20 protein-coding genes and 1 tRNA gene are annotated in these 23,679 nt (G+C 48.2%); 6 read left to right on the top strand and 15 right to left on the bottom strand.

The window, feature by feature from the left end; translation table 11 throughout:
- The first annotated feature begins 311 nt into the window (after positions 1-311).
- Positions 312-1,109, top strand: a complete 798-nt coding sequence (locus tag DXB70_RS11675) for a 4Fe-4S binding protein (RefSeq protein WP_118673393.1) — start codon at positions 312-314, stop codon at positions 1,107-1,109.
- Between the two features lie 143 nt (positions 1,110-1,252).
- Positions 1,253-1,597 (top strand): cupin domain-containing protein, encoded by a 345-nt coding sequence (locus tag DXB70_RS11670; RefSeq protein ID WP_107001261.1) that lies wholly within the window; start codon positions 1,253-1,255, stop codon positions 1,595-1,597.
- Positions 1,598-1,807: 210 nt separating this feature from the next.
- On the opposite strand, the gene DXB70_RS11665 is transcribed toward DXB70_RS11670, so the two are convergent.
- Positions 1,808-2,719: a LysR family transcriptional regulator gene (locus DXB70_RS11665; protein WP_118522614.1), complete on the bottom strand. Its 912-nt coding sequence runs from the start codon at positions 2,717-2,719 to the stop codon at positions 1,808-1,810.
- Between the two features lie 212 nt (positions 2,720-2,931).
- Between DXB70_RS11665 and DXB70_RS11660 the strand changes: the two genes are divergently transcribed.
- Both DXB70_RS11660 and DXB70_RS11655 read left to right on the top strand, forming a co-directional pair.
- Positions 2,932-4,074 carry a hypothetical protein gene (locus tag DXB70_RS11660; protein WP_117795991.1) on the top strand — a complete coding sequence of 381 codons (1,143 nt, stop codon included), beginning with the start codon at positions 2,932-2,934 and terminating at the stop codon, positions 4,072-4,074.
- Positions 4,075-4,191: 117 nt separating this feature from the next.
- Entirely contained in the window at positions 4,192-5,040 is an 849-nt protein-coding gene (locus DXB70_RS11655) for an aminotransferase class IV (protein ID WP_118673369.1), read from the top strand.
- Between the two features lie 175 nt (positions 5,041-5,215).
- Here DXB70_RS11655 and DXB70_RS11650 read toward each other — a convergent pair.
- The 5 genes from DXB70_RS11650 to nifS all read right to left on the bottom strand — a co-directional run bounded on the left by DXB70_RS11650 (position 5,216) and on the right by nifS (position 9,624).
- Positions 5,216-5,305 (bottom strand) — tRNA-Ser (locus DXB70_RS11650).
- Between the two features lie 80 nt (positions 5,306-5,385).
- Entirely contained in the window at positions 5,386-6,606 is a 1,221-nt protein-coding gene (locus tag DXB70_RS11645; RefSeq protein WP_118673368.1) for an N-acetylmuramoyl-L-alanine amidase, read from the bottom strand.
- Positions 6,607-6,746: 140 nt separating this feature from the next.
- Positions 6,747-7,826 (bottom strand): tRNA 2-thiouridine(34) synthase MnmA, encoded by a 1,080-nt coding sequence (gene mnmA / locus DXB70_RS11640; protein WP_118493206.1) that lies wholly within the window; start codon positions 7,824-7,826, stop codon positions 6,747-6,749.
- Positions 7,826-8,263, bottom strand: a complete 438-nt coding sequence (gene nifU, locus DXB70_RS11635) for a Fe-S cluster assembly scaffold protein NifU (RefSeq protein WP_022358753.1) — start codon at positions 8,261-8,263, stop codon at positions 7,826-7,828. Before nifU ends, mnmA begins: the two co-directional genes overlap by 1 nt.
- A gap of 173 nt (positions 8,264-8,436) precedes the next feature.
- Positions 8,437-9,624 carry a cysteine desulfurase NifS gene (gene nifS / locus DXB70_RS11630; RefSeq protein ID WP_022358754.1) on the bottom strand — a complete coding sequence of 396 codons (1,188 nt, stop codon included), beginning with the start codon at positions 9,622-9,624 and terminating at the stop codon, positions 8,437-8,439.
- Positions 9,625-10,405: 781 nt separating this feature from the next.
- Between nifS and DXB70_RS11625 the strand changes: the two genes are divergently transcribed.
- Entirely contained in the window at positions 10,406-11,344 is a 939-nt protein-coding gene (locus DXB70_RS11625; RefSeq protein ID WP_107001266.1) for a LysR family transcriptional regulator, read from the top strand.
- Between the two features lie 270 nt (positions 11,345-11,614).
- On the opposite strand, the gene DXB70_RS11620 is transcribed toward DXB70_RS11625, so the two are convergent.
- The 6 genes from DXB70_RS11620 to DXB70_RS11595 all read right to left on the bottom strand — a co-directional run bounded on the left by DXB70_RS11620 (position 11,615) and on the right by DXB70_RS11595 (position 18,360).
- The gene (locus DXB70_RS11620; RefSeq protein WP_107001267.1) at positions 11,615-12,793 is read right to left on the bottom strand and encodes a pyridoxal phosphate-dependent aminotransferase; all 1,179 of its coding nucleotides are present in this window, start codon (positions 12,791-12,793) and stop codon (positions 11,615-11,617) included.
- A 129-nt stretch (positions 12,794-12,922) separates the two neighbouring features.
- Complete coding sequence (locus tag DXB70_RS11615) at positions 12,923-14,170, bottom strand: dicarboxylate/amino acid:cation symporter (RefSeq protein WP_107001268.1); 1,248 nt, start codon at positions 14,168-14,170, stop codon at positions 12,923-12,925.
- A 273-nt stretch (positions 14,171-14,443) separates the two neighbouring features.
- Positions 14,444-15,238: an SDR family oxidoreductase gene (locus DXB70_RS11610; protein ID WP_107001269.1), complete on the bottom strand. Its 795-nt coding sequence runs from the start codon at positions 15,236-15,238 to the stop codon at positions 14,444-14,446.
- A gap of 66 nt (positions 15,239-15,304) precedes the next feature.
- Positions 15,305-16,234, bottom strand: coding sequence for a fumarylacetoacetate hydrolase family protein (locus DXB70_RS11605; RefSeq protein ID WP_118467031.1), 930 nt, complete (start codon positions 16,232-16,234; stop codon positions 15,305-15,307).
- Between the two features lie 626 nt (positions 16,235-16,860).
- Positions 16,861-17,817, bottom strand: coding sequence for a LysR family transcriptional regulator (locus DXB70_RS11600; RefSeq protein WP_117795998.1), 957 nt, complete (start codon positions 17,815-17,817; stop codon positions 16,861-16,863).
- Positions 17,818-18,138: 321 nt separating this feature from the next.
- On the bottom strand, positions 18,139-18,360 hold the full coding sequence (locus tag DXB70_RS11595) for a DUF1858 domain-containing protein (protein WP_107001272.1): 222 nt from the start codon (positions 18,358-18,360) through the stop codon (positions 18,139-18,141).
- 364 nt (positions 18,361-18,724) lie between these two features.
- Here DXB70_RS11595 and DXB70_RS11590 point away from each other — a divergent pair, with 364 nt between their 5' ends.
- Positions 18,725-19,681: a DUF3878 family protein gene (locus tag DXB70_RS11590; protein WP_107001273.1), complete on the top strand. Its 957-nt coding sequence runs from the start codon at positions 18,725-18,727 to the stop codon at positions 19,679-19,681.
- A 6-nt stretch (positions 19,682-19,687) separates the two neighbouring features.
- Here the strand turns inward: DXB70_RS11590 and DXB70_RS11585 are convergent, their stop codons facing one another.
- Genes DXB70_RS11585 through DXB70_RS11575 form a run of 3 tightly spaced genes read right to left on the bottom strand, consistent with a single transcriptional unit; the run spans position 19,688 to position 23,377 of the window.
- Positions 19,688-21,412, bottom strand: a complete 1,725-nt coding sequence (locus DXB70_RS11585) for an NADH-dependent [FeFe] hydrogenase, group A6 (protein ID WP_329751004.1) — start codon at positions 21,410-21,412, stop codon at positions 19,688-19,690.
- On the bottom strand, positions 21,409-22,872 hold the full coding sequence (gene nuoF / locus DXB70_RS11580) for an NADH-quinone oxidoreductase subunit NuoF (protein WP_181357230.1): 1,464 nt from the start codon (positions 22,870-22,872) through the stop codon (positions 21,409-21,411). The genes DXB70_RS11585 and nuoF overlap by 4 nt, the downstream gene beginning before the upstream one ends.
- Position 22,873: 1 nt before the next feature.
- Positions 22,874-23,377, bottom strand: a complete 504-nt coding sequence (locus DXB70_RS11575) for an NAD(P)H-dependent oxidoreductase subunit E (protein WP_107001275.1) — start codon at positions 23,375-23,377, stop codon at positions 22,874-22,876.
- Between the last annotated feature and the right edge of the window lie 302 nt (positions 23,378-23,679).

The following is a 23,679-nucleotide window of genomic DNA, read 5'->3' as shown; positions in this document are numbered from 1 at the left end:
TGAGTCAACAGCCCCTGACTCCGTCATTCTCCATCGTTCTATCTTTGATTTTTCTGGTTCTCAGCCTTTCTCCGCCATTCTTTTTATCTGGCTATATAAGTATTAATTATAGTACAAGCATATAGGAAAGTAAAGGCGTGTCCAACAACGGAATTTGCCGTAGCTTTTCTAAAAACGTTGTAAAAACAACCGACTTTTCTCAGCAAAACAATTATACTTAATCTCGTAATTGAAACAGTAATTGTTCCGTGCTTTTATCCTCACGGACAGGAAATTCATACATGAAAGTTAAGAAAGACGAGGTTTTTATCATGATACGAAGAATTATTGAAATTGATCAAAAAAAATGCAACGGCTGCGGGCTCTGCGCTTCTGCCTGTCACGAGGGCGCCATCGGCATGGTTGATGGAAAGGCAGCTCTTTTAAAAGATGATTACTGTGACGGTCTGGGAGACTGCCTGCCAGCCTGTCCGACCGGTGCCATCTCTTTTGTCGAGCGCGAAGCAGCGGCTTACGATGGAGCGGCCGTCCAGGTTCATATGGCTGCCCGCAAGGCAAAACAGGTGCTGGAAAATGCAAATACTGCTGCTTCTGCAAACGCTTCCGCCCGCCCTGCATTCAGCGGATGTCCAGGATCCATGAGCCGTTTCCTGAAGCGCACTGAAAGCGCTCCTTCTGAACATGACGATACTCATGCAGATAGCGCCGAGACTTTTAATCCTTCTGATTCAGCATCCATCCCGGTGAGCGCCCTTCAAAACTGGCCGGTTCAGATTAAATTAGCTCCGATCCATGCACCGTATTTCGATGGGGCAAAGCTCCTGGTCGCTGCCGACTGCACCGCTTACGCATACAGCCGCTTCCATCAGGACTTTATCCATGGTAAAATAACCTTGATCGGATGTCCGAAACTGGACAGCATCGATTACTCCGAAAAACTGACCGAAATTATCCGCAGCAACGATATCAAGAGCGTGACCGTTGTCCGCATGGAGGTTCCATGCTGCGGAGGCATTGAACAGGCAGTTAAAAATGCCTTGCAGGCAAGCGGAAAATTCATTCCATGGCAGGTAACAACCATTTCGATCGATGGGCGGATTTTAGATTAATATCTGCCATTCCCCCGATTGACCTACCCAACCATTTCGTGCAGGTTCCGCTCTCCATACACACCTGCCGAATGGACTCAATCAGACTCAAAAGAATACGAAAATTTATATATCTAAACGAGATTTTATTAAGGAGGTTCATTATGGAATACCCATACATCAAAAACATTACTCACGAAAAAGTGCAGTCTTTAGCCGGCCTGGTAAACGCAGAAGACGGTCAGATCGTCAGCAAGACTCTGGCACAGAACGAAGCTGTCAGCGTTACTCTGTTTGCATTTGCAAAAGGCGAAGAAATCTCCACCCATGATTCCACCGGAGATGCGATGGTGACCGTTCTGGAAGGCACCGGCCGCTTCACGGTCGATGGCGTCGAGCACCTGGTTCACGCAGGCGAAGTTCTCGTCATGCCGGCGAAAAAGCCGCACGCCGTTTATGCACCGGAAGCATTTAAATGGATGTTGACGGTTGTTTTCCCATTTAAATAAAGACTGCGCTCAAACTCTTTTTACCATGCAGCCCGACTGATAGCAGCCCTTATCCATTTATTCCAAAACAGGCATACCGCAGGAATCCATGCATGATTTTCATCCTTTTCTCTGCGATATGCCTGTTTTTCATTTTATAAGCACATGGTTGTGTTCATTTTTCCAGTTAATCTCCCTTCAACAGATATGAACAGCAGCTTCCAGCTTTCATTATTCCACATACTCATGTGTCTCCACCCACTGCAGCAGCTTTTCAATCGCCGGATTCGGGTTGCTCTGACGCCATGCGATCTCAAAATCAAGCTCTTCCGGGCTGCCGTCCGCGCGGAGAAGCGGAACCACTACCAGATTCCGCGCATTCCGATAATGGCGGACGGCATATTCTGGGAGAATCGCCACGCCAAATCCCGCTGACACCTCCAGAAGCACCGTCTGTACCTCCCGTTCACGCGCCACGATATTCGGTATAAAACCGCCCTTATTGTAACAAATCAATACTTCTTCCGCCTCATCGTTGGAACGTCCCTGCGGCTGCATGATGATAAAGTCTTCCCGCGCCAGATCACGGTACATCAGATGGCTCTCTCCCGCCAGCGTGTGTCCCGGATAAAGAACCGCCATCATCGGAAACCGTTTGAGGAATCGATGCTTTAAATCCTCGTAATTCTGCGTGTACAAAGACAGATTAAACGCAAGATCGCAGGTTCCATTATCTAACAGCTCATAGAGCGCACTCATATTTTCCCGCAGCAGATGAATCGAAATATTCGGGTACGCCTCATGAAAACTTCTGAGCGTCTCCGAAAAACGGCTCTGCTCATATCCCCGGATAAATCCGATCGTCAGCTCCCCAGCTACGCCTTCCGCTGCCGTCCGCGCGAGCTTCGCCGCCTCCTCGGCGCGGACCAGAATCGCCCGCGCCTCGTTCAGATATACCTTTCCCGCCGCCGTCAGCTCGACATGGTGCTTGTCCCGCACAAAAAGCGGCACCCCGATCTTCTCCTCCAACGACCGAATCTGCAGCGTCATCGCTGTCTGCGAAATAAAACATTTTTTCGCCGCCCGCGTAAAATTCAGCTGCTCCGCCGCCGCCACAAAATATTCCATTTGTTTTAAATTCATCTCATTTCCCCATTTCTATATCCTATATGTAATCGCGTCTTTTCGATCGAGCAGAAAAATGAATCACGCCGTCCAATTTACGGGCTTTCGATCTGGCTTTTCCTGTTTTGTTATAAGTTTCCCTTATTATAATATCTGTTCTTTCTATTGGCAAGTTTTTCATTCATCCTTTATAATTTTTAATAGTCAACAAAAGAAAGTGAGTGAAAGGTATGAAACAATTCAAAAATTTCTACGAAGGCACATACGCCAAGTACATTCTGCCGGGCGTCCTGCTGCAATCGGTTCTGATTGGCGGCGGCTATGCAACCGGACGTGAGATTTATTCTTACGGTGCAAAATTCGGAGCGATGGGCTGGATCTCCGGACTGACGATCGGCATCGGTTTTGCCCTGTTTGCCTTCCTGACCTTTGAGATCTGCCGGATCTACAAGGTTTACGATTATAAAAACTATATCAAGCAGGTCATTGGACCGCTCTGGCCGATGATGGATATTTTAACTGTCCTCATCGCGATTCTGCTGATTGCCGTTATGGCAGCCGCAACTGGAAGTATTTTCGAGCAGGTCGGACTTCCGAATATTCTCGGCTCCGTTGTGATCGTTCTGATCTGCGGACTCCTGAACTTTAAGGGTTCCAAGGTGATCGAGAAATTTGAATCGATCGGTACTATTTTACTGTATGGCGGCTATATTCTGTTTACAATTCTGGTACTCGTCAACAAGGGCAGCAACATTTCCCATGTATTCAGCACGATGGACACCAGCACCTACGACGGCTCTGTCACTGTTCCGCTGTGCATTTACACCGGTATCCTGTATGTTGCCTACAACATCAATTCCATCCCGATGGGCATGTTCTCCCTGACACGCCAGACCAAACGGAAAGAAACCTTTATTTCCGGTCTGATCGCCGGTCTTCTGATGGTTATTCCGTGGTTTTTGTCTTACTTTGCGATGATGTGCTTCTACGGTGACACCTCCATCGTCGGCGCGGATGTCACAACCCCGTGGATGGAAATGATCAAGGCAGTCAACGGCGGACCGGCACTGATGGCACTATTCAGTCTCGTTATGGGCTGGACGCTGGTTGAGACGGCAACTGGCTGCATCCACATGATCATCGACCGTTTCGACGTTGCCATGGAGGAAAAGGGCGCTGCCAAGCTGTCCGATACAAACCGCGGTCTGATTACGGTCATCACGCTGATCGCTGCACTCGTATTATCCCGCGTCGGCGTTGTCACCTTGATCGAGCAGGGCTATTCGTACCTGTCTTACGGATTTATCCTCTTCTACCTGCTGCCGACGCTGCTGGTAGGCGGATATAAGATTATTAAACATAAAGACAAATAAATATGTAATGATAAGAACACATCCGCCTGTGGGAGATTTCATCTTATAGGCGGATGTGGTATAATGTAAACACTTGACGAGGTATTTTCGAATCAACATAGAAAGGAAGTATATGCAATGAAATATGTCGGATATTACAATGGAGAAATCGGCCCCCTCGAGGAAATGAAAATCCCGATGTTGGACCGCGCCGTTTATTTTGGAGATGGCTGCTACGATGCCACCACCTTTGCAAACAACAACATTTTTGCCGCAGACGACCATCTGGACCGTTTCTACAACAGCTGCAAGCTGCTGGAAATCCCGTTTGAAATGTCGCGTGAAGAACTGCGTGCCGAGCTGCAGAAATGCATCGATGCCAATGAAATTGACCACGGTATGCTGTACTGGCAGTGTTCCCGCGGAACTACCTATCGTGGACATCAGTTTCCACCTGCTACCGTAAAACCAAATCTGATGATTTTTACTGTTCCGTGCGACCTGATTCCATTTGATAAGACTTTCCGCCTGATCTCGATGGAGGACACCCGTTTCCTGCACTGCAACATCAAGACGCTGAACCTGATTCCAAGTGTCATCGCTTACCAGCGCTGCATCGAACAGGGCTGCCAGGAAACGGTCTTCCACCGCGGCGAACGCGTCACCGAATGCGCCCACAGCAATATCTTAATCATCAAGGACGGCGTTCTCCGCACCCCACCGAGAGATAATCTGATTCTTCCGGGCATCACGTTAAAACATCTGCTGATGTTAGCTGAGAAAAACGGCATCCCGACCAGCGAGGCACCATTTACCATGCAGGAACTGGCAGACGCCGACGAAATCATTGTCAGCAGCTCCGGCGGGCTCTGCATCCAGGCCGTTGAACTCGATGGAAAACCAATCGGAGGAAAAGATCCGAAGACGCTGAAGACTTTGCAGGATGCTTATGCGGAGTTTTATGCGGAAGATACGAAGGTACGGTAAAAATCCATAAATTTGCCAAGAGCTGTCACTCAAAACGTGGCAGCTCTTTTTCGCTTGCGACATGTTTCTGCTTCGCACAAGTGCGCATCCTCGCGGAGCATTTTTTGTTTCACAGGACGCAATTTCCTATGAAATAAAATAAGGGATCCCTGTATTTACAAGGATCCCCAGGACGCGGAGACGGAGGGATTCGAACCCTCGTGCCGGGATGAACCGACAAACGCATTTCGAGTGCGCCGCGTTACGGCCGCTTCGCTACGTCTCCAGATATTAGGTGTTTCTCTTCGAAACACCTATACTATTATACATGATATTTTGACTTTTGTCATCTGTTTTTTTCACTATTTACTGATAATACGCATCAATTCCGTTCGCAATTCCCCCGGCAATCAATTCCTGATAATCATCCCGTGCCATCTTCTGATCTTCTTCCGGGTTGCTCATAAAGCCCATCTCGACAATGGAAACCGGTATCTTACACCAGTTGATGCCGCTCATGCTGTCTGTCTCCTGCACACCGCGGTTCTTGAAGCCGGTTGCCGCGCAGACAGAGTCCGTGATCTTCTTGGAAAGAGAATAGCTTGCCGCGTGAAGCCCGCCGTTGTACGGGTTGGTCGCCGTCTGGCACATGGAGAGTGTTCCGTTGACTGTCGTGTTATCCAGCGAATTGCCATGAATCAGGACAAAAATGGAGGCGCCGCTCTTGTTGGCGATCTCCGCTCTCTCCGCATTGCTTAAGTTGACATCGTTGGACTCCCGGATCATGACGACCTGATAGCCTCTCTCTTCCAGAATCCGTTTTAACTTCTTCGAAACTGATAAAGTCAGCTCATATTCCGGCAGCTTCGTCGATACACCTTCGGTGCCGGAAGCCACCTTCGCCTTCATGGTCGAGGAGCCCGGTCCAACTGGTTCTTTGTCCGGATTGCCCTTTGCCTGATGTCCCGCGTCGATCGCTACGATACGTCCGTTGGACACCGGTGCACCCTGTGCATCCGCTTCTGCCCCCTGCGCTGTGACCGTCGCTTCCTCACTGCCCGGCTCGGTCGTCGTCAGGTATTCGGAACGGATAAAACAGCTCTTGTCCTTATAAAGCACCTCGCTCCAGCCGTCTCCGATACCGACGCGCTGCACGCTGTCGCCCTGATTCAGCTGTGTCACAATCTCATACTCCGTTCCACAGCCCGAACGCACGTTGAGCAGGTTCTCAGTCGCATACACTGTCTCATCGACACTCCGGAAGCCGCTCGCCGTCGTTTTGTCACTCTCCAGCTCGCTCTGGTCCGCAACCGCCGCTGCATCCGCCTCCTGAATGCCCTGTGCATCTTCCAGCTCCAGACTTCGCTTTGCCGCATTCGGCACCTGTTTCTTCGCTGTCTGTTCCGCCGGTTCTGTCTCAGCAGCCGCCATCTGCACCTGCTTCTGTGCCTGATTCGGAAGGGTAAATCCCGCATGGCTTACGCCAATGGAACCCGCCGCGACCACAATCGCGGTCACCGCCGCCCAGAAACGTTTCCGGTAATCCGGTGTGCCTGGCTTTCTTTTTCTGCTTTCTCCTCTTGCCATTTATAAAAAACTCCAATCTTACAGAAGATTCTAACCTCTCCATGATCCGCGCATTCACTGTTTCCAATCAATCCCATCGCAGCACAACTTTGATGCCGACAGACATTTCTGCCCAATTAAAATCTTCTTTCATTTCTATATTATTCGATCGTACCGCCGCCTACGACATATTCGCCGTCATAAAAAACGACTGCCTGTCCCGGCGTCGCCGCTCTCTGCGGCTCATCAAATACGCATTCCACCCGATCTTCGCCAATCTTGCGGATCGTACAGAGCGCCCCTTTGTGGCTGTAACGAATCTTCGCACTGACGCGCATCTCCTGATCGCCCAGATCCTCAATCGCCATCCAGTTGAGATTCCGGCAGGTCAGGCAGTTGGAAAAGACATCCTCATTTTCCCCGATCACAACCTCGTTCGTCTCCGGACGGATCTCCGTCACGAACACCGGATGACCGAGTGCCAGATTTAAGCCCTTTCTCTGTCCCACTGTATAATGGGTAATTCCTTTATGATGACCTAAAATATTGCCGTACTTATCTACAAAATTGCCTTCGTCAATCCGGCAATTACTATTTTCCTCGATAAATTTTGCATAATCGTTGTCCGGCACGAAACAGATCTCCTGACTGTCCGGCTTGTGTGCCACCGAAAGTCCAATCTCCTCCGCCATCTCTCGAATCTTGTCTTTCGTATATTCGCCGACCGGCATCAAAGTGTGTGCAAGCTGATGCTGGGTCAGGTTATAAAGCGCGTAGGTCTGATCCTTCGCCGCCGTCGCAGACTTGCAGATCGCATAGCGGCCATTCGGCAGCTTCCTCACGCGCGCATAATGTCCCGTTGCAATATAATCAGCCCCAATTTCCAGACTTCTCTGCAAAAGGGACTCCCATTTTACATATCGGTTACAGGCAATACATGGATTCGGTGTGTGCCCGTCCAGATATTCCTGTACAAAGTAATCCATGACATTTTCTTTGAACTCTTTTTTGAAGTTCATCACGTAATACGGGATCTCAAGCCGTTCTGCAACCCGTCTGGCATCATCGACAGCGCTCAGACCACAGCAGCCGCCGTGCTCTTCCTGCTCTACATTCGTCTCATCCTGCCAGATCTGCATTGTGACGCCGATCACATCGTATCCTTGTTCTTTTAAAAGCCAGGCAGCCACGGAGGAGTCAACTCCTCCTGACATGCCGACTACTACTTTTTTCTTTTTCATCAATACTCTTCTTCGACGTCTTCCTCGCCGATATCCGTCTTCGGTTTTACGAGTCCTTTGATCTCAATGCCATTCTTCTGAGCATAATCCCAGAGAGCAGCGTGAATTGCCTCCTCTGCGAGCAGAGAACAGTGTACCTTAACTGGCGGAAGTCCGTCCAGTGCCTCCATAACGGCTTTGTTGGTAACTTCCATCGCTTCCTGGATAGTTTTTCCTTTTACCATCTCGGTCGCCATGCTACTGGTCGCAACGGCTGCACCGCAGCCAAATGTTTTAAATTTTACATCCTGGATGATCTGGTTGTCATCGATATCCAGGTAAATACGCATAATATCACCGCATTTTGCGTTGCCGACGGTACCCATACCGCTGGCATTTTCAATCTCGCCTACATTTCTCGGATGCTGGAAATGATCCATTACTTTCTCTGAATACATCGGGTGTTTCCTCTCTATATCTTCATTCACTGTGTATGTGTACAGTAACGGAATTTGCCGTGCTTTCGTCTTTAAATACGGCAAATTTCTGCTGCCACCACGTTATCCTACGGCACTTTCAGTTGCAAAAGTACCTATCTGTGGATGTTCATTTTGCTTAAAATGTCTAAATCTTACTGCTGCGGATGTTTCTTAATGTAATCCTCATACAGTGGAGACATAGAACGAAGACGTTCTACAATCTTCTTTAAGCAGTCTACCGTGAAATCAATCTGCTCCATGGTTGTCTCGGCTGACAGGGTCAGACGCAGGGAACCGTGTGCAATCTCATGCGGCAGCCCGATCGCCAGAAGTACATGGGACGGATCCAGGGATCCGGAGGTACATGCAGAACCGCTGGAACCACAGATGCCTTCCATGTCAAGCATGATCAGCATGGATTCACCCTCGATGAACTGGAATGCAAAGTTTGCATTGTTGGAAAGTCTCTGGGAGGGATGTCCGTTGAGGCGTGCAAATGGAATTTCTTTTAATACACGCTCGATCAGGTGGTCACGCATCGCTTTTTCTTTTGCTGTGCGCTCTTCCATCGTCGCCATCGCAATCTCAACTGCCTTGCCGAATCCTACGATACCAGCCGTATTCTCGGTACCGCCGCGGCGTTTACGCTCCTGTGCGCCGCCGTGGATGAAGGAACGAGTCTTTAATCCGGTACGGATATAAAGGAAGCCGGTTCCCTTCGGTCCATTTAACTTGTGGGCGCTGGAACTGAGCATATCGATATGGCACTCATCTACATTGATCGGAACATGACAAAATGCCTGTACCGCATCGGTGTGGAATAAAATGCCGTGTTTCTTCGCAATCTCACCAATTTCCTTGATCGGCTCAATCGTACCGATCTCATTGTTTGCAAACATAACAGAGATGAGGATGGTGTCCGGACGGATCGCCTTCTCCAGCTCGTCTAATTTAACAACACCGAACTCATCTACATCCAGATAAGTAACCTCAAAACCTCTCTGCTCCAGGTACTCACAGGTGTGCAGAATCGCATGGTGCTCAATCTTGGTCGTGATAATGTGCTTGCCCTTTGCCTGATATGCCTCTGCTGTGGAAATCAGCGCCCAGTTATCAGACTCCGTGCCGCCGTAGGTAAAGTAAATCTCGTTGGACTTTGCGCCCAGCGCTTTCGCGATCGTCTCGCGAGCCTGTGCAATCGCTCTCTTCGGCTCTGCCGAAAATTCATAAACGGAAGACGGGTTGCCGTAATACTCCGTAAAATACGGGAGCATTGCCTCCACTACTTCCGGACGCGTTTTGGTTGTCGCCGCATTGTCCAGATAAATCAACTGTTTCATAACTAATAAATCCGCCTTTCTTCTTAGTGTATGCACGCCTGCCTTTATTGTGATTGTATCACACGGAATCTCACAGCAGGAACTCCCCGCCTGTAAACATTTGCTGCGTACATAGTTTGTAGCAATAAAGGTAAAAGCTTCATCTACGTTCTTTATTATTATATAGGAAAATTGAAAAAATACAAGCAAGAATGAGCGGGTTTTTGAAAAAACCTAGTTAAAAATGGGGTATATAATGTGCTCAAGCTATTCCACCTTACTTATCCAGACAATAAAAAACCGTCCAGCTAGGAGGGGTCAACTCCTGACTAAACGGTTTTTTATTAAATCTTTGCTCCACTTCTGCCTTGAAATCCGTTACCCAATCGGCAGCAATTCCGTGGAAACGCATGTTATCCTCCAAGAGGGAATCTTCGGATAACTGCTGTAGTGCTGTCATTGGCTTCTGACCGCACATGGAGGGTTGATGCAATAGGGTTTACATAAATAAAAAGAAATAAACTGGTAACGGATACCTGTCAATACTTATACATAAAAGGGATTGGTATAGAATCAGGTCGGTTCTTCACTTGACATATCGCTATTGTAATATTATTATATATTATTAGGATACTTCTAAGTGAAAACTCTTGTTTTTTCCTGATGGCTATAATATAACACGCATCAACTTGAAATACCATCCCCGGAACGAGAATATAAATATTGTTTTTTTACAATAGTATAAGCATTTAAAAATAGTCCTATAAAGCAAAGGCTAATTAAGCTAAATGGAGGCGGAAAAATGTATATTAAAAACCCGGAGTATTTTATTACCACCGTCCGTGAGGGAAGCATTTCCAAAGCGGCTGAAAAATTATATCTGTCACAGCCATATTTAAGCCAGTGTATCGCACGAACCGAAAAGGAATTAGGTGTCAAGCTCTTCGATCGCAGCCATATGCCGCTCAAACTAACTGAGGCAGGAAAAATCTATATGCGTTATCTGGAAAGTGTCGGAGTCCTGACCGGGCAGTTTGAGGAACAGCTCGGCGAGCTGAAAACGGGACGCAGCCGTACTCTGAATGTCGGCATGACGCTGTGGCGCGGATCCGTCCTGCTGCCGGATATCCTGCCAAGCTACTCTGAAAGCCACCCGGATGTCCGCATCACCTTACGTGAACACCACACTGCCCAGCTTTCCAAGCTGTTACAGGAGGATCAGATCGATTTTGCCCTGATGAATATGCCGCTCAATCTGGATGATTTCGTCTATGACACCATCTTCAATGAGCGCCTCCTTCTGGTAGCCAGCAAGGACCATCCGGCTATCCGCGGTCTGGAAGCAGGCACTCCGGACCATCCGCTTCCAATCGACATGAAAAAGCTGCGCCGGGAACGCTTCATCCTGCTGCAGGAGGATCAGGTCATGGGACACGCCATGAAAAACCTCTTTGCCAAGATGAATATGGAACCAAAGGATGCCCTATACACCACCAGCAGTACGACTTCGGTCAACCTGGCGGCAAGAGGGTTCGGCATCACCTTCCTCCCGGAAGGCGGAATCCGCCACACTGCCCACGTGGAGCAGCTTGCATTCTTCACCGTAGACAATCCACCGTTCAGCGTGCCGCTGCTGCTTTTATATAAGAAGAACAGCATTATTTCACCACACGCGAAGGATTTTATCGATATGGTGAAGGAGTATTACCGGAATCTGGAGGAAAAGAAGATTAAGGCATAAGAATTTGCTCTTTCTCTGTGCATTCTGTTTCTACATATATTTTAGAATTTTTGCACAAAACGTACAAAATGGGACTTCAGCCCCTAATAGACACAGGCAGCCTAGACGATATCCGTCGAAGCTGCCTGTGTTTTATTTCATATTTTTCTATCATTTCTTGGTCGAATTTATTTAACATTTGAAGAATTTTTATTCTACTATTCTTCCTTATCCAGATTCCGACCATTCACTCGGTCTTTCAATTCGTAAAGCAAATTTTTTAAGTAACTTTTACTTACGAATCTTCTCCACAAATTCCTTCAGTCTCTTGCATCCCTCAACAACATTCTCATAGCTGTTTGCAAAGGACATACGGATATAGTGGTCGCCTTCGCTTCCGAATACATCACCCGGTACCATTGCTACCTTGGCATTTTCAAGAAGCAGCGGAGCAAATTCCTGGCCGCTCATGCCAAGCTTTTCGATGTTGATGAAGATGTAGAATGCACCCTTCGGGCAACGGCAGCTCAGTCCGTCGATCTCGTTGATTGCTTTAACTGCATAGTCGCGGCGTCTCTGATACTCTTTTACCATGTCTGCTACTTCGTTCTTCTCTTCTTTCAGCGCTACGACGCCGGCTTTCTGTACGAAGGAACTTGCACAGGTAACCACGTGCTGATGCAGCTTATTGACAGTCTTGACAATCTCTTCGCTGCAGGCTGCGTAGCCGAGACGCCAGCCGGTCATGGAGTATGCTTTGGAGAAGCCGTTTAATGTGATGGTTCTCTCCTTCATGCCCGGAAGAGAGGCGATGCTGATGTGTTTTGCATCATCGTATAACAGTCTCTCATATACCTCATCTGATATAATCATGATATCGTTCTTCACAGCAATCTCTGCCAGTTCTTTCAGCACATCCTCTGCCAGCACACCGCCGGTCGGATTGCTCGGAGTGATAAGAACGAGTGCCTTGGTCCGTGGGGTAACCTTTGCACGAATCTCATCCAGATCAATCTGGTAATCATTCTCCTCTTTCAATGTATAGGTAATCGGAACCGCGCCCAGAAGCTTCGGAACATTTAAGTAGTTTAACCAGCCCGGATTCGGAACCAGAACCTCATCGCCCTCGTCGAGAATTGCTGCCATGACATCAAAAACTGCCTCGGAAAGACCTACACTGACGATGATCTCAGTCGGTTTGTACTCTACATTGTTCTGCGTCTTTAATTTCCAGGCAATCGCCTCCCGCAGCTCCATGGTACCAAAGTTGGAAGTATAGAATACATCGCCTTTTTTGATATCCTCGATGCAGGCATTCTTGATGTATTCCGGTGTATCGAAATCCGGACGCCCTAACTCAAAGTGAATGACCGTCTCTCCTGCGCGCTCCATTGCCAGCGCCTTTTCGTTTACTTTACGGATTCCAGACGGAACCAGTTCATCCATTCTTTTTGCGAATAATTTATCCATAATAAAATCTCCTTTTCATTCTGCATATACTCTCAGATTCTCATTGGTCCGCATCTGCTGACACTTTTCCAAGAATATTTTATTTTTCCTGGTAGCCGGCCGGAATTCCGTTTTTCTGTTCTCCAGCCCTTACGCTGCCTTCGTCTCGGTTTCCGCACCAGTTCCCAGCGTATGCATCATGCCCTCGCTGCGTGCTACTACCATGGTAGTTACCACATCACCGGTTACGTTAAAGGTTGTATTTGCCATATCAATCAGTCGGAAGATACCGGCAATCAGACCTACAATCTCCAGCGGAAGTCCCATGTTCGTCAGAAGAATCGTGGTCATGATGATCGCGCCTCCCGGAACACCCGGACAGCCCATAGCTACTAATACAGTAGAAATAATAATGTTTACCAATGCGGACGGTGTCAGGTTCATTCCATAAATCTGTGCCGTCATGACGATAGCTGCTGCATAGTAGATACATCCACCATTCATGTTGATGGTTGCGCCAAGCGGCAGGGAGAACGATGATAACTCGGAAGATACGCCAAACTCATCATTCGTAACAGAGGTTGTGATCGGAAGAGAACCGCTGCTGCTGGTGGTGCTGGCCGTTACAACCCATACTTTCCAGATACCCTGCAGCCATTTCTTTACCGGGAACTTTGCCAGAAGCGCTACCATCGGAATATACATCAGTAAAACAAGGATTACATCGGAAGCATAAACCGTGAGAATCAGCTTTCCGAGCGGTCCAAAGATTTTCAGACCATATGCACCAACTGAATCTGCTAACAGTGCACATACACCAATCGGAGAAAACTCCATAACAATAGCTGTGATTTTATACATTGCATTGGCACAGCTCTGTACACCTGCTAAAAGGCGTTCCCCCTCTTTTCCCATCATGATAAGTGCTACGCCTAAGAATACCGAAAATACGATAATCTGCAGCATATTTGTGTTGGTAAAAGAAGTGAAAATGTTGGATGGGAACATATCGATTAACGTATCAATGATACTCGGCATCGCCTGCGCCTCATAATCAGTCGATTGTGATAACGCGGTTAAATCAAATCCTTTTCCTGGATTGATGATGTTTGCCATGATAAGCCCTAATCCTACACAGAGTGCAGATGTCAGCGCATACAGTCCAACCACCTTCACGCCAATGTTCCGAAGCTTTTTCAAGTCTCCTAAGCTCGCGACTCCCGCTGTGATGGAAAAGAATACCATCGGAACGACAATCATTTTAATCATATTTAAAAAGATGGTTCCCAGAGGTTTTACAATGGTTGCTTTTTCTCCAAATACGAGTCCGATGACAATACCAAGGCCAAAACCGATGAACGTCTTTGTCGCCAAGCTCAATTTCTTTTTTTCTTTCATGAATATTCCCCTTCTTATGCAATACCCTCACTTACTGTTCACACATATGTGACCACCATGTTGTTTCACAGCACTTTCTATTTCAAAAGTGCCTGCTTTAAACAACCTCCTCTATGCTATATTCTCTCCCAGATTTCATTTCCCCAAATGTCCTCCGGGAGAGAGGTATCTGCAGTTCCGGGTAAATTTCCCAATTCACCTGCAAAACATGCCTTCCGTGAACTCTTCCGGATGTCCTGCATTCCGGAAATGCATCTTTGCCATGTTTTGCAATTAGTATGCTCTTGTCATCGCACCGTCTAACAGGATGGTCTGACCAGATACGTATGTATTCGCCTCGGAGCACAGCCATGTAGCCAGACGTCCGTATTCATCGATGGTGCCGTAGCGTCCCATCGGGAACTTCTTCAGGTCTTCCTTCTCGTAATCTGCTACGCTGATGCCAGCCTTGTCTGCACGCATCTTGTTCAGATTCTCAATTCTTGCGGTGCCGATACGACCTGGTCCAATGACATTGACTAAGATATTGTCTTTGCCGACCTCACTCGCCAGGGTCTTGCTCATGCCGACAACGCCCATTCTCATGGTATTGGAAAGAATCAGGTTGTCCAGGCAGTCCTTAACGGAAGAAGAAGTTGAGTTTACGATACGGCCGCCGCCGAGACGTTTCATGGACGGGAGTACCGCACGGATGGTTCTTACGTAGGAGAGCAGGCACATCTCAAAAGCGCCCTCCCATGCCGCATCATCAAAGCTTACGAACGGTCCCGGCTTCGGACCCGGACACATATTTACGAGTGCGTAGATATCGCCCAGTGTTTCAACGGTGTGTTTTACAAGTGCCTCGATGTCCTCCGCCTTGTTAACATCGCAGAGGAAGGTCTCCGGACGGTTTCCGGTTTCTTTCTCAATCTCAGCCTGTGCTTCCAGAAGCTGATCTTTAAACGGTTCTGCGGTACAAATCATAACCTTTGCACCTTCTCTTGCCATCTCGGTTGCAATTCCCTTGCCAAGTCCGGCTGCTGATGCCATACAGAGAACTACCTTGTCTTTTAATCCTAAATCCATACTGTTACCTCCTGTAAAATGAATATATAAAATGATTTGAATGTTCTGTTTGAATTTTTTATTTTCCTACACTTCCTTTTCCGGATGTTTTTTTAAGTCAACAACCGGGTTTACAAGTGGTGTCATCTCGAATCCGTCCGGTCCGGTGATGCGGCACTCTGCTACATCGCCATCCTGGATGTGGAACGCTCTCGGTGTTCCGGTGGAAAGGATGTCTCCTGCGTACCATCCCTGGATGCTGCTGTGCAGGGATACCAGACGCGGCGGTCTGTGGGTCATGTTTGCTACTACGTTTTCTGCATGAACTTCACCGTTGTGAACACTCTGGACCAGAAGTTCATTGACATCCGGTACCTCATCCGGGGTTACAAGCTCCGGACCGAAGGAGAAGAAGGTCGGGAAGTTCTTTACGATGGTTAAATATCTCGGGTTGCCGCTTACATAATCATTTCCCTTTAAGATGGATTCCTCAGTCATATCAAGGATGGTGGTGTAACCGACGATGGCATCCTGCCAGTTTTCTTCGGATATATCTCTGCAATCCTTGCCCATGATGATTCCAAGCTCTGCCTCTGCGGTAGTTTTCTGTGCTTCTTTCAACTTCGGAAGCAGGATTTCATCGTCCGGACCAATCAGGGTGTCTGCCTGTTTGAAGAAGCTTCCCGGAAATCCCTTCGGAGCTGCGGAACCGATGTCTCCAGCGTGGTCTGCATAGTTAAGACCGATACCAAAGATACGTTTCGGATTGCGGTAGAGCGGTCCATATACAACTTTCTCACTCGGAACCAGTCCCGGAATGCTCTCCAGCTCTTCCTTGCCGCCTGCGTTATACCATTTTGTCAGTCCCGGAATCTGCTGCTTCTGGATGAGACTCATGACATCCTCGGCCCATGCAGTTCCCTTTGCTGCATTCAGTGCCTCAATCGGAAGCACTCCATTCTTTAAGACGATACCGGCTTTTTCTGTTCCGTTCACTTTGATAGTTGCAAATCTCATATGGTTTCCTCCTTTATCTGTCAGAGATTGCTTCTTCAGAAGTTCTATTTGTCTGTTTCTTTTCATTTTGTTTCAGCGTCTGAAACCCAACCTCTTGAAGCTCTCTGTTTCTTTCTGACATTACTTTACCATTCCCACCAAAAATGTTCCAACTCTCTTTCGAATATGGACGTATAGGTAAATGGTTATGGACCATAACGTGTCTAAAATGATACTTGACCTTCCCTAATAAGCGAAAATACGCCTGGATACAGGCTTTCCTTGTAGTTGGAGGAAGTGGAAATGCCTGTTCCAGACGTATGATTTTAAATATATATAATCGTTTTATTATTGCTTTTATAAGTTAATCATTCTAGTAGTATGTTTGATGTCCATAGGAGAATCCTTATGCCTGTCCATGACACTGAGAATTTGAACACTTATTTTAATATGCAGCCTTGAAAAACGGCACCAGTGCAATCGCTTTCGCACAGTCATGGGAATAGCCGCCGCCCAGGCTCTGCATCCAAGTTTCTATTTTTTCAGCTATGGGATATACTCCAGTATTTTATCTGGTTAAAAATCCGAGTTATTTTTAAATATGGCACTATAAGCAATTTTCTATCAGTATTTTGTGAAATTTTAAACTATTTTTTAGCCAGTAGAATGTATTTGATAAAATCATCTACTGTTGCCCCCACGCCCGGATAGCGCTTCATCGACAAAAGGATTGCACGCTTTGCCAGCGGATCGCCAATCTTGTAATAACAGAGTTTTTCCGTTTTCTCTGTGTATTTCAGCAGTGCATCCCTAAAAAAGATGATACCGGACTGTCCGCTCCGCGCCACATTATAGGCAGTCTGAAGCTGATCAAAATACATAATCACCTTCGGCTCGAAACCAGCGTGGGCGCAGATATCCATACTCCTTTTATAAGAATCCTGATTCTTTTTCAGCATCAGAAATGGTTCTTTCGAGACTTTGGAAAGGTCCACCGCACGCACCGCTTCATCCAGAAAACTCCGCTCCAGGATTGATTCCCTGGAGATCTGAAACTCTTTCAGCTTCTCATTCACAGCAAAGGAAGCAGGAACCGCCATAATCATATACTCATACCCCAGCGTCACACTCTCAAACATCTCCGGGTCGAGTGCCTCGACATCCATCGTGATATCAAACTGCCCGGTTCTAAGCCCCGCATCCATCCCTGAAATATCCGTCTCCGTCACGTTGATCCGGCACTTTGGATTCAGTCTGCAATAGCCCCGGATCACCTCCGGAAGAAAATACGCACAGAAATATCCGGAGCTTCCGATGTTAATCACACCGGAACGGATACCCGCCAGCTCTGCAAAATGCTGCTCCATCTCATTGCTGAGCTCGTATATCTTCCGCGTTTTTTCCAGATAATACTGCCCCGCCGGGGTCAGTGCCACCGGGTTCACATTCCGGTCAAAAAGCGAGATCCCATATAACTCTTTCTCAATCTTTTTAATCGCACCGCTGAGCGCCGGCTGGGAAATATAGAGTTTCTGGGCTGCTTTTGAAAAACTTCCTTCCTTCGCAATTTCCATCACGTATTCATACTCACGCTTACTGAACATACTCCCATCCCTCCATTGTATCTCTATGTACTCTATCAGCTACCCGCTTTTATCCGGTTATATGTTTTAGTCTCTCTCCCGGAAAAAAAGTAAAAATATTTTTATCGCAATTATAACGGGTTCTTTTTATCACGTCAATTCTGTAATGTATACTATTTTTACACAATTTTCAGTCTCTAAACAACAATCCGAGCATTTTTCACTCTTGCTTTATGAGGCGTTCTTTCCTATAAAACAACGAAAAAGACGCTATGCTGAAGCCTCATTACTTCGTACACAGCGTCTTTTTATCCGAAATTTTATCGAACATCTAAGTTCCGATTATTCAGCCTGCTCAGACTCTTTCTTTGCGTTCAGGTACTCCTGGATGTTTGCCATAACCTCGTCTGCGTTCAGACCATGTACCATGCAGGCCTCCTCCAGAGACTCACCGATCGAAGACGGACAGCCAACACAGTGCATGCCTGCCTCCATCAGAACATATGCAATACCCATATCATACTGAAGCATCTCGCCCATCGTGGTTGCTTTTGTGATTTCCATGATAAATTTTCCTTTCTATTCATACTTGCAGTCTCTTACGCAGCTTTGCGGTTTTCACCGCCGCTGCAAAAACACCGCGATTATTCTTATGCTTTCTTATATTAACACGAATCGCGCGGTTTTACTATCTTTTTTTGTGAAACATAGAAAATGTTACGATTCACTGGAAAAATTTTTCTGAGCTGAAAATTTTGTACAATCCGGCAGCAGCATTGCTCTTCTCTTGCATCCTCTTCTTATTTCTCTTATAATTACCATGATTGTTCTATGTTTTCCTGTATTGAGAATACGATAGTCACTGGCTCCGTTTTTCTGCCTGTGTCGGAAAACATTTTGATTTTTATACATTAAGGAGTTTTATAAAATGGATCCCTTTTCCATGTTAGAATTACTATTATCCGAAAACCAGTTCGAACTTATTCTCCCGGAAACCGGCACTTCTGCTCCCGACACGATCCGCCTGGTTTACCTGATGAATGATGCAGTCGAAAGTTTCCTTCTCTTCCACAACGCCCGCCTGACCGGTACCTACGATCCGGCATACGAGGGCGAACTCGATGCCCTCTTAACCCAGGATGAAAACGAACGCTATGCCCTGATCGTCCATCAGGGAGACTCGGTTGTCACACTCTTTTTCGAAGATCTGACTCTCGAAAATCACTACTATGACTACAGTCAGCTCGGGCACTTCTGGATGAAAGGCTACGAATACCTCCGCCAGCTCGAATACCGCATCGCCATCCTGCGCGACAAACTCGACTATCTGGGGGAAAACTCCTGCAACGCAAACGAGCGGGAGCTTGCCTCCCTCGCGGAATTTCCCCCACTGAACGTCTGCTGCTACCCGGCGGTCCCGGAAAAATACCGCGTCATCCGTGAAAATCCCTGGCATCTCTCCGAAGACGCTTCGCGCGTCTTCCAATCCATCGCCGTCGAAGCCAGTGATCCAAAACTGCTACATCGCCTGAAAGACTATGAGCAGCACCCCACCAAGCGCCGCGCCCGTCAGATTGCCCGCCTCCTGCACCGGAACGCCCATGCCAAGACAGTCGATCTCCTGACCCGGAAGCTTCAAAAAGCCTCTTCCGCCTACCCGTCCCGCACCTTCGGAAAAGCCCAGCAGACCCGTCACCTGGCTCTCGAACTTTTTGCCAAAAAAAGACAGAAAGAGCTTGAAAAGCGCGGCATCCGCTCCGAACTGCTGCGTGAAGAACCCTTTACGACAGCGCAGGATTCGATTGAATTTAAGATGCATTTAATGATATGGGAGAAAGGGATTTTGAACCGTAAGGCGCGGATTGAGACTTGGGAAGATCAATAACATAATCTATTGCAACAGATCCTGCCGGTTGCAGTACTCTGTATGCAGCAGCTTATGTGACAGCTCCCCACACGGTTCTCCCAGATACGTCTCATAAATTTTCTGGATCGCCGGGTTCTTGTGCGACTGTCTGACCGGAAGCTCTGCCTCTGCCTCATAGATGGCTTTCTTCCGCTTCTCCATGATCGACCATGTCTTAGGCGGATTTCCACCGCCGCCGATGCAGCCGCCCGGACACGCCATGATCTCGATAAACTGATAATCGGCGGTTCCGTTCTTTACCTTTTCCAGCAGAATCTTGGCATTCTTGATGCCGTGTGCCACGGCTACCTTGATCACTCTGCCGTTCAAATCAACCTGCGATTCCTTGATTCCCTCGAAACCGCGGACCGGTGTATAGTCTAGATGTTCCATCTCTTTGCCGGTTACCACCGCATAAACGGTGCGGAGTGCCGCCTCCATGACGCCGCCAGTCGCACCGAAAATAAGTCCCGCGCCGCTTCCTTCGCCAAATGGATCGTCAAACGGCGTATCCGGAAGCTCAGAAAAATCGATTCCACCGGCACGGATCAGCGCTGCCAGTTCCTGTACCGTGATGGAAATATCCACATCCTGATAGCCGCTGTCCCTCATTTCCGGACGGGTACACTCAAATTTCTTTGCCGTACACGGCATAACAGAAACACTGCAGATCTCACCCGGATCGATGCCCTCGCGCTTCGCAAACCAGGTCTTGATCAGCGCACCGAACATCTGCTGCGGGGATTTTGCCGTCGATAAATGCTTCGTGTACTCCGGCGCGTAAGTCTCACAATATTTAACCCACGCCGGACAGCAGGAGGTGATCATCGGCAGAGTTCCGCCATTCTGCAGGCGGTTTAACAGTTCCGTTCCCTCCTCCAGGATCGTCAGATCCGCGGAAAAATCAGAATCAAATACCTTGTAAAAGCCCAGGCGCTTAAGTGCCGACACCAGACGTCCCGTGCTGACAACACCCGGCTGCTCACCCAGTGCCTCCGCCAGCGTAATGCGGACGGACGGAGCCACCTGGATAATCAGTTTTTTGCCTAATTCTTTCTGGCGATATAACCCGTAGGTATGATAATGCACCGTCAATGCTCCGGTCGGACACACCTGCACGCACTGGCCGCAGTTAATACAATTGGTATCAGCCAGTTTTTCCCCATAGGCCGGGGCAATCAGCGTATGGAATCCACGGTTTTCCTTCGAAAGGACGTTGATTCCCTGAATCTCATTGCAGACCTCCATACAACGCCCGCACAGAATACATTTCTGCGGATTCCGCATGATGGCCGGAGAACTCCAGTCCTCCTTCTGATGGCGGAGCTGCTTGTCATAGCGGATATCGAGGTGCATTCCGACATCCTGCGCCACCTTCTGCAGATCGCATTTTCCGTCCTTCGGACATACGAGGCATTCCTGCGGATGTCTCGCAAAAATCAGTTCCAGAATATTTCTTCTCGCTTTCAGTACCTTCGGGGATGCCGTCTGCACGACCATTCCCTCCGAAACAGGTGTACTGCACGCGGTCGGAAGAAGTCTCTGTCCTTCTACCTCAACCACACAGATACGGCAGACCGCCTTGATGCTCAAATCCTCATGATAGCAGAGAGTCGGAATGTGGATACAGGCTTTCTTCGCCGCCTGGAGGATCGTCGTTCCTTCCTCCACCTCTACCGGCTGTCCGTCGATTGTCAGATGTACCATCATGCTTCTCTTCCCCCTCTCCGTTTAAACTGTCCCGCATAGGATGTTCCCCGGCTGCGGTGTCTTGCATACGCGTCATACGAATCATATATGACATCACGTTCACCGACTGCTGCATGCTGTCTTCCTATCCGGCTGTTTCCATCGTTTCTATAATCTTCTTCTGCTTCATAAATGCCTTCCGCCACAGCTGCCTGTGTACAGACCGGGCAGTAATCCCGATCAATGTGCGCCAGATATTCCTTTCGGAAGTTCTGGATACTCGTCTGCACCGGAACTGCGGTCGAATGTCCCAGACCACAAAGTGCGGTCAGACGCATCGTCTCCGTCAGCTCATCGATTTTTTCCAGATCCGGCAGAGTCGCCAGCCCCCGGCTGATGCGGGTAACCAGATTGTACAGCTGCTGGCCGCCCTCGCGGCACGGTGTACATTTTCCGCATGACTCGCCGCGGAAGAAGTCCAAATTGTTTCGCACAATATCTACAATACAGTTGCTGTCGTCGATGACCAGAATCGTACCGCAGCCAAGACGTCCGCCGGATGCCGAAACTGTATCAATATCCAGTGTCATATCGATCTGATCTGCATTGATGATCGCACCGGAGGTACCACCGGTCTGCACGCCCAGAAGCCCTTTTCCATCCGCGATACCGCCGCACACCTCATAAATGATATCTTTGAGGTTCACGCCCATCGGAAATTCAAATACGCCCCTGCGGACCACATTTCCACAGACCGTAAAAAGTTTCGTGCCAGGGCTGTTTGCCGTGCCGATGCTGCGGTACCACTCCGCTCCGTTTAAGAGGATCGGTGCAATATTCGCCAGCGTCTCTACGTTATTTAACATGGTCGGTTTTCCAAAGAGTCCGTGAATGCTTGGAAACGGCGGACGGAAACGTGGCTCGCCTCGTTTTCCCTCAATGGACTCAAACAATGCCGTCTCCTCGCCGCAGACGTAAGCACCCGCACCGGAGCGGAACTTGATTTCAAAGTCAAAACCGCTCTCCATCATATTTTTTCCTAAAAATCCGCGTTTTTCCGCATCCTCCAGCGCATCTTTTAATACCGGGAACAAATATGTATACTCGGCTCTCAGATAGATATATCCGGTATGGGCGCCGACTGCTTTTCCAGCAATCGCCATGCCCTCGAAGACCGCACACGGGTCGGTCGAGAGAAGAATCCGGTCTTTATTCGTTCCCGGCTCTCCCTCATCGGCGTTACAGACGATGTATCTCGTCGGGTCAGATGCATGGGCGGTAAACTCCATCTTGCGGTAGGTCGGGAATCCCGCACCGCCGCGTCCACGAAGTCCGGAGGCGCGGATCACATCGATAATCGCTTCACTATCCATCGAAAGTGCTTTTTTCAGCGCTTCAAATCCGCCGCGGTCCGCATACTCCTGTGAACTTCTCGGATTAATCTTGCCGCGGTTTTTCAGCAATACGTGCATTTCCTCCATACTATTCCACATCCTCCCGTATATATTGTTTGATAATATCCCGCACCGATTCCGGCGTCAGGTTGCCGTACACGTGCTCATTGATCATGATCGCCGGGGATATTTCACAGAGTCCCAGGCAGGGACAGTATTCCAGGGTGAACCTTCCGTCCTCGGTCGTCTCCCCGATGCTGATGCCGAGCTGATCCTCCAGCGCCTGAACGACTGCCTGCGCCCCATGTACGTGGCACGGCGCGCTCTTGCACATCCGGACGATGTAGCGCCCCCTCGGTTTTACCGACAGCATCGCATAAAAGGTGATGAAACTGTACACCTTGTTCATCGGAATATCCATCTCCCTGGCGATGACTGACGCCACCTCCTTGGAAAATGCCGACACAACCTTCTGCGCCCGGATGATCACTGTCATCAGCATATCCGGTCTGCCTTTGTATTCCGCCGCAATCGCAGCCACCTGTACCAGCTTTGAAGCCGGTGTCTTATATACATAACTGTCCCTGTCCATCCTGCTCCCTCACTTTCAGTTTGTATTTTTCCAAACTTATTTTTTGTTTGACTAACTGTCTGTTTGATTTTTTCTCAATTATAGGGATGCACTGACAAATTGTCAAGAAAAACTTACAGTTTGGTTTGTTAATTGACAAACAGTTTGTCTGAGAGTATGATGAAAGAAACAGGTTTGCTCTCATTTCCCGTTATCTTGTACCTGAATTTTTGATTTTTAAACAAAAAAGGAGAACATTCTCTTATTTATGTTCCCTATCTACTAACTTTTTTCTATAGAAACAGGATTGACGCAGCAAAATG

The organism is Clostridium sp. OM05-5BH, from assembly GCF_003481505.1.
GTDB lineage: Bacteria > Bacillota > Clostridia > Lachnospirales > Lachnospiraceae > Otoolea > Otoolea fessa.
The sequence above is the reverse complement of the archived record's forward strand: the minus strand, read 5'-3'. Positions and strand labels throughout refer to the sequence as shown.

Bases quoted from the DNA above. Each gene is read 5' to 3' on its own strand.
- DXB70_RS11605 (WP_118467031.1), bottom strand. From the start codon at position 16,234: ATGAGATTTGCAACTATCAAAGTGAACGGAACAGAAAAAGCCGGTATC.
- mnmA (WP_118493206.1), bottom strand. From the start codon at position 7,826: ATGAAAAAGAAAAAAGTAGTAGTCGGCATGTCAGGAGGAGTTGACTCC.
- DXB70_RS11675 (WP_118673393.1), top strand. From the start codon at position 312: ATGATACGAAGAATTATTGAAATTGATCAAAAAAAATGCAACGGCTGC.
- DXB70_RS11645 (WP_118673368.1), bottom strand. From the start codon at position 6,606: ATGGCAAGAGGAGAAAGCAGAAAAAGAAAGCCAGGCACACCGGATTAC.
- DXB70_RS11615 (WP_107001268.1), bottom strand. From the start codon at position 14,170: ATGAAAGAAAAAAAGAAATTGAGCTTGGCGACAAAGACGTTCATCGGT.
- DXB70_RS11625 (WP_107001266.1), top strand. From the start codon at position 10,406: ATGTATATTAAAAACCCGGAGTATTTTATTACCACCGTCCGTGAGGGA.
- DXB70_RS11585 (WP_329751004.1), bottom strand. From the start codon at position 21,412: ATGATGGTACATCTGACAATCGACGGACAGCCGGTAGAGGTGGAGGAA.
- DXB70_RS11600 (WP_117795998.1), bottom strand. From the start codon at position 17,817: ATGTTCAGTAAGCGTGAGTATGAATACGTGATGGAAATTGCGAAGGAA.
- DXB70_RS11590 (WP_107001273.1), top strand. From the start codon at position 18,725: ATGGATCCCTTTTCCATGTTAGAATTACTATTATCCGAAAACCAGTTC.
- nuoF (WP_181357230.1), bottom strand. From the start codon at position 22,872: ATGGAGGAAATGCACGTATTGCTGAAAAACCGCGGCAAGATTAATCCG.
- DXB70_RS11655 (WP_118673369.1), top strand. From the start codon at position 4,192: ATGAAATATGTCGGATATTACAATGGAGAAATCGGCCCCCTCGAGGAA.
- nifS (WP_022358754.1), bottom strand. From the start codon at position 9,624: ATGAAACAGTTGATTTATCTGGACAATGCGGCGACAACCAAAACGCGT.
- DXB70_RS11660 (WP_117795991.1), top strand. From the start codon at position 2,932: ATGAAACAATTCAAAAATTTCTACGAAGGCACATACGCCAAGTACATT.
- DXB70_RS11595 (WP_107001272.1), bottom strand. From the start codon at position 18,360: ATGGAAATCACAAAAGCAACCACGATGGGCGAGATGCTTCAGTATGAT.
- DXB70_RS11610 (WP_107001269.1), bottom strand. From the start codon at position 15,238: ATGGATTTAGGATTAAAAGACAAGGTAGTTCTCTGTATGGCATCAGCA.
- DXB70_RS11620 (WP_107001267.1), bottom strand. From the start codon at position 12,793: ATGGATAAATTATTCGCAAAAAGAATGGATGAACTGGTTCCGTCTGGA.
- DXB70_RS11575 (WP_107001275.1), bottom strand. From the start codon at position 23,377: ATGGACAGGGACAGTTATGTATATAAGACACCGGCTTCAAAGCTGGTA.
- nifU (WP_022358753.1), bottom strand. From the start codon at position 8,263: ATGTATTCAGAGAAAGTAATGGATCATTTCCAGCATCCGAGAAATGTA.
- DXB70_RS11670 (WP_107001261.1), top strand. From the start codon at position 1,253: ATGGAATACCCATACATCAAAAACATTACTCACGAAAAAGTGCAGTCT.
- DXB70_RS11665 (WP_118522614.1), bottom strand. From the start codon at position 2,719: ATGAATTTAAAACAAATGGAATATTTTGTGGCGGCGGCGGAGCAGCTG.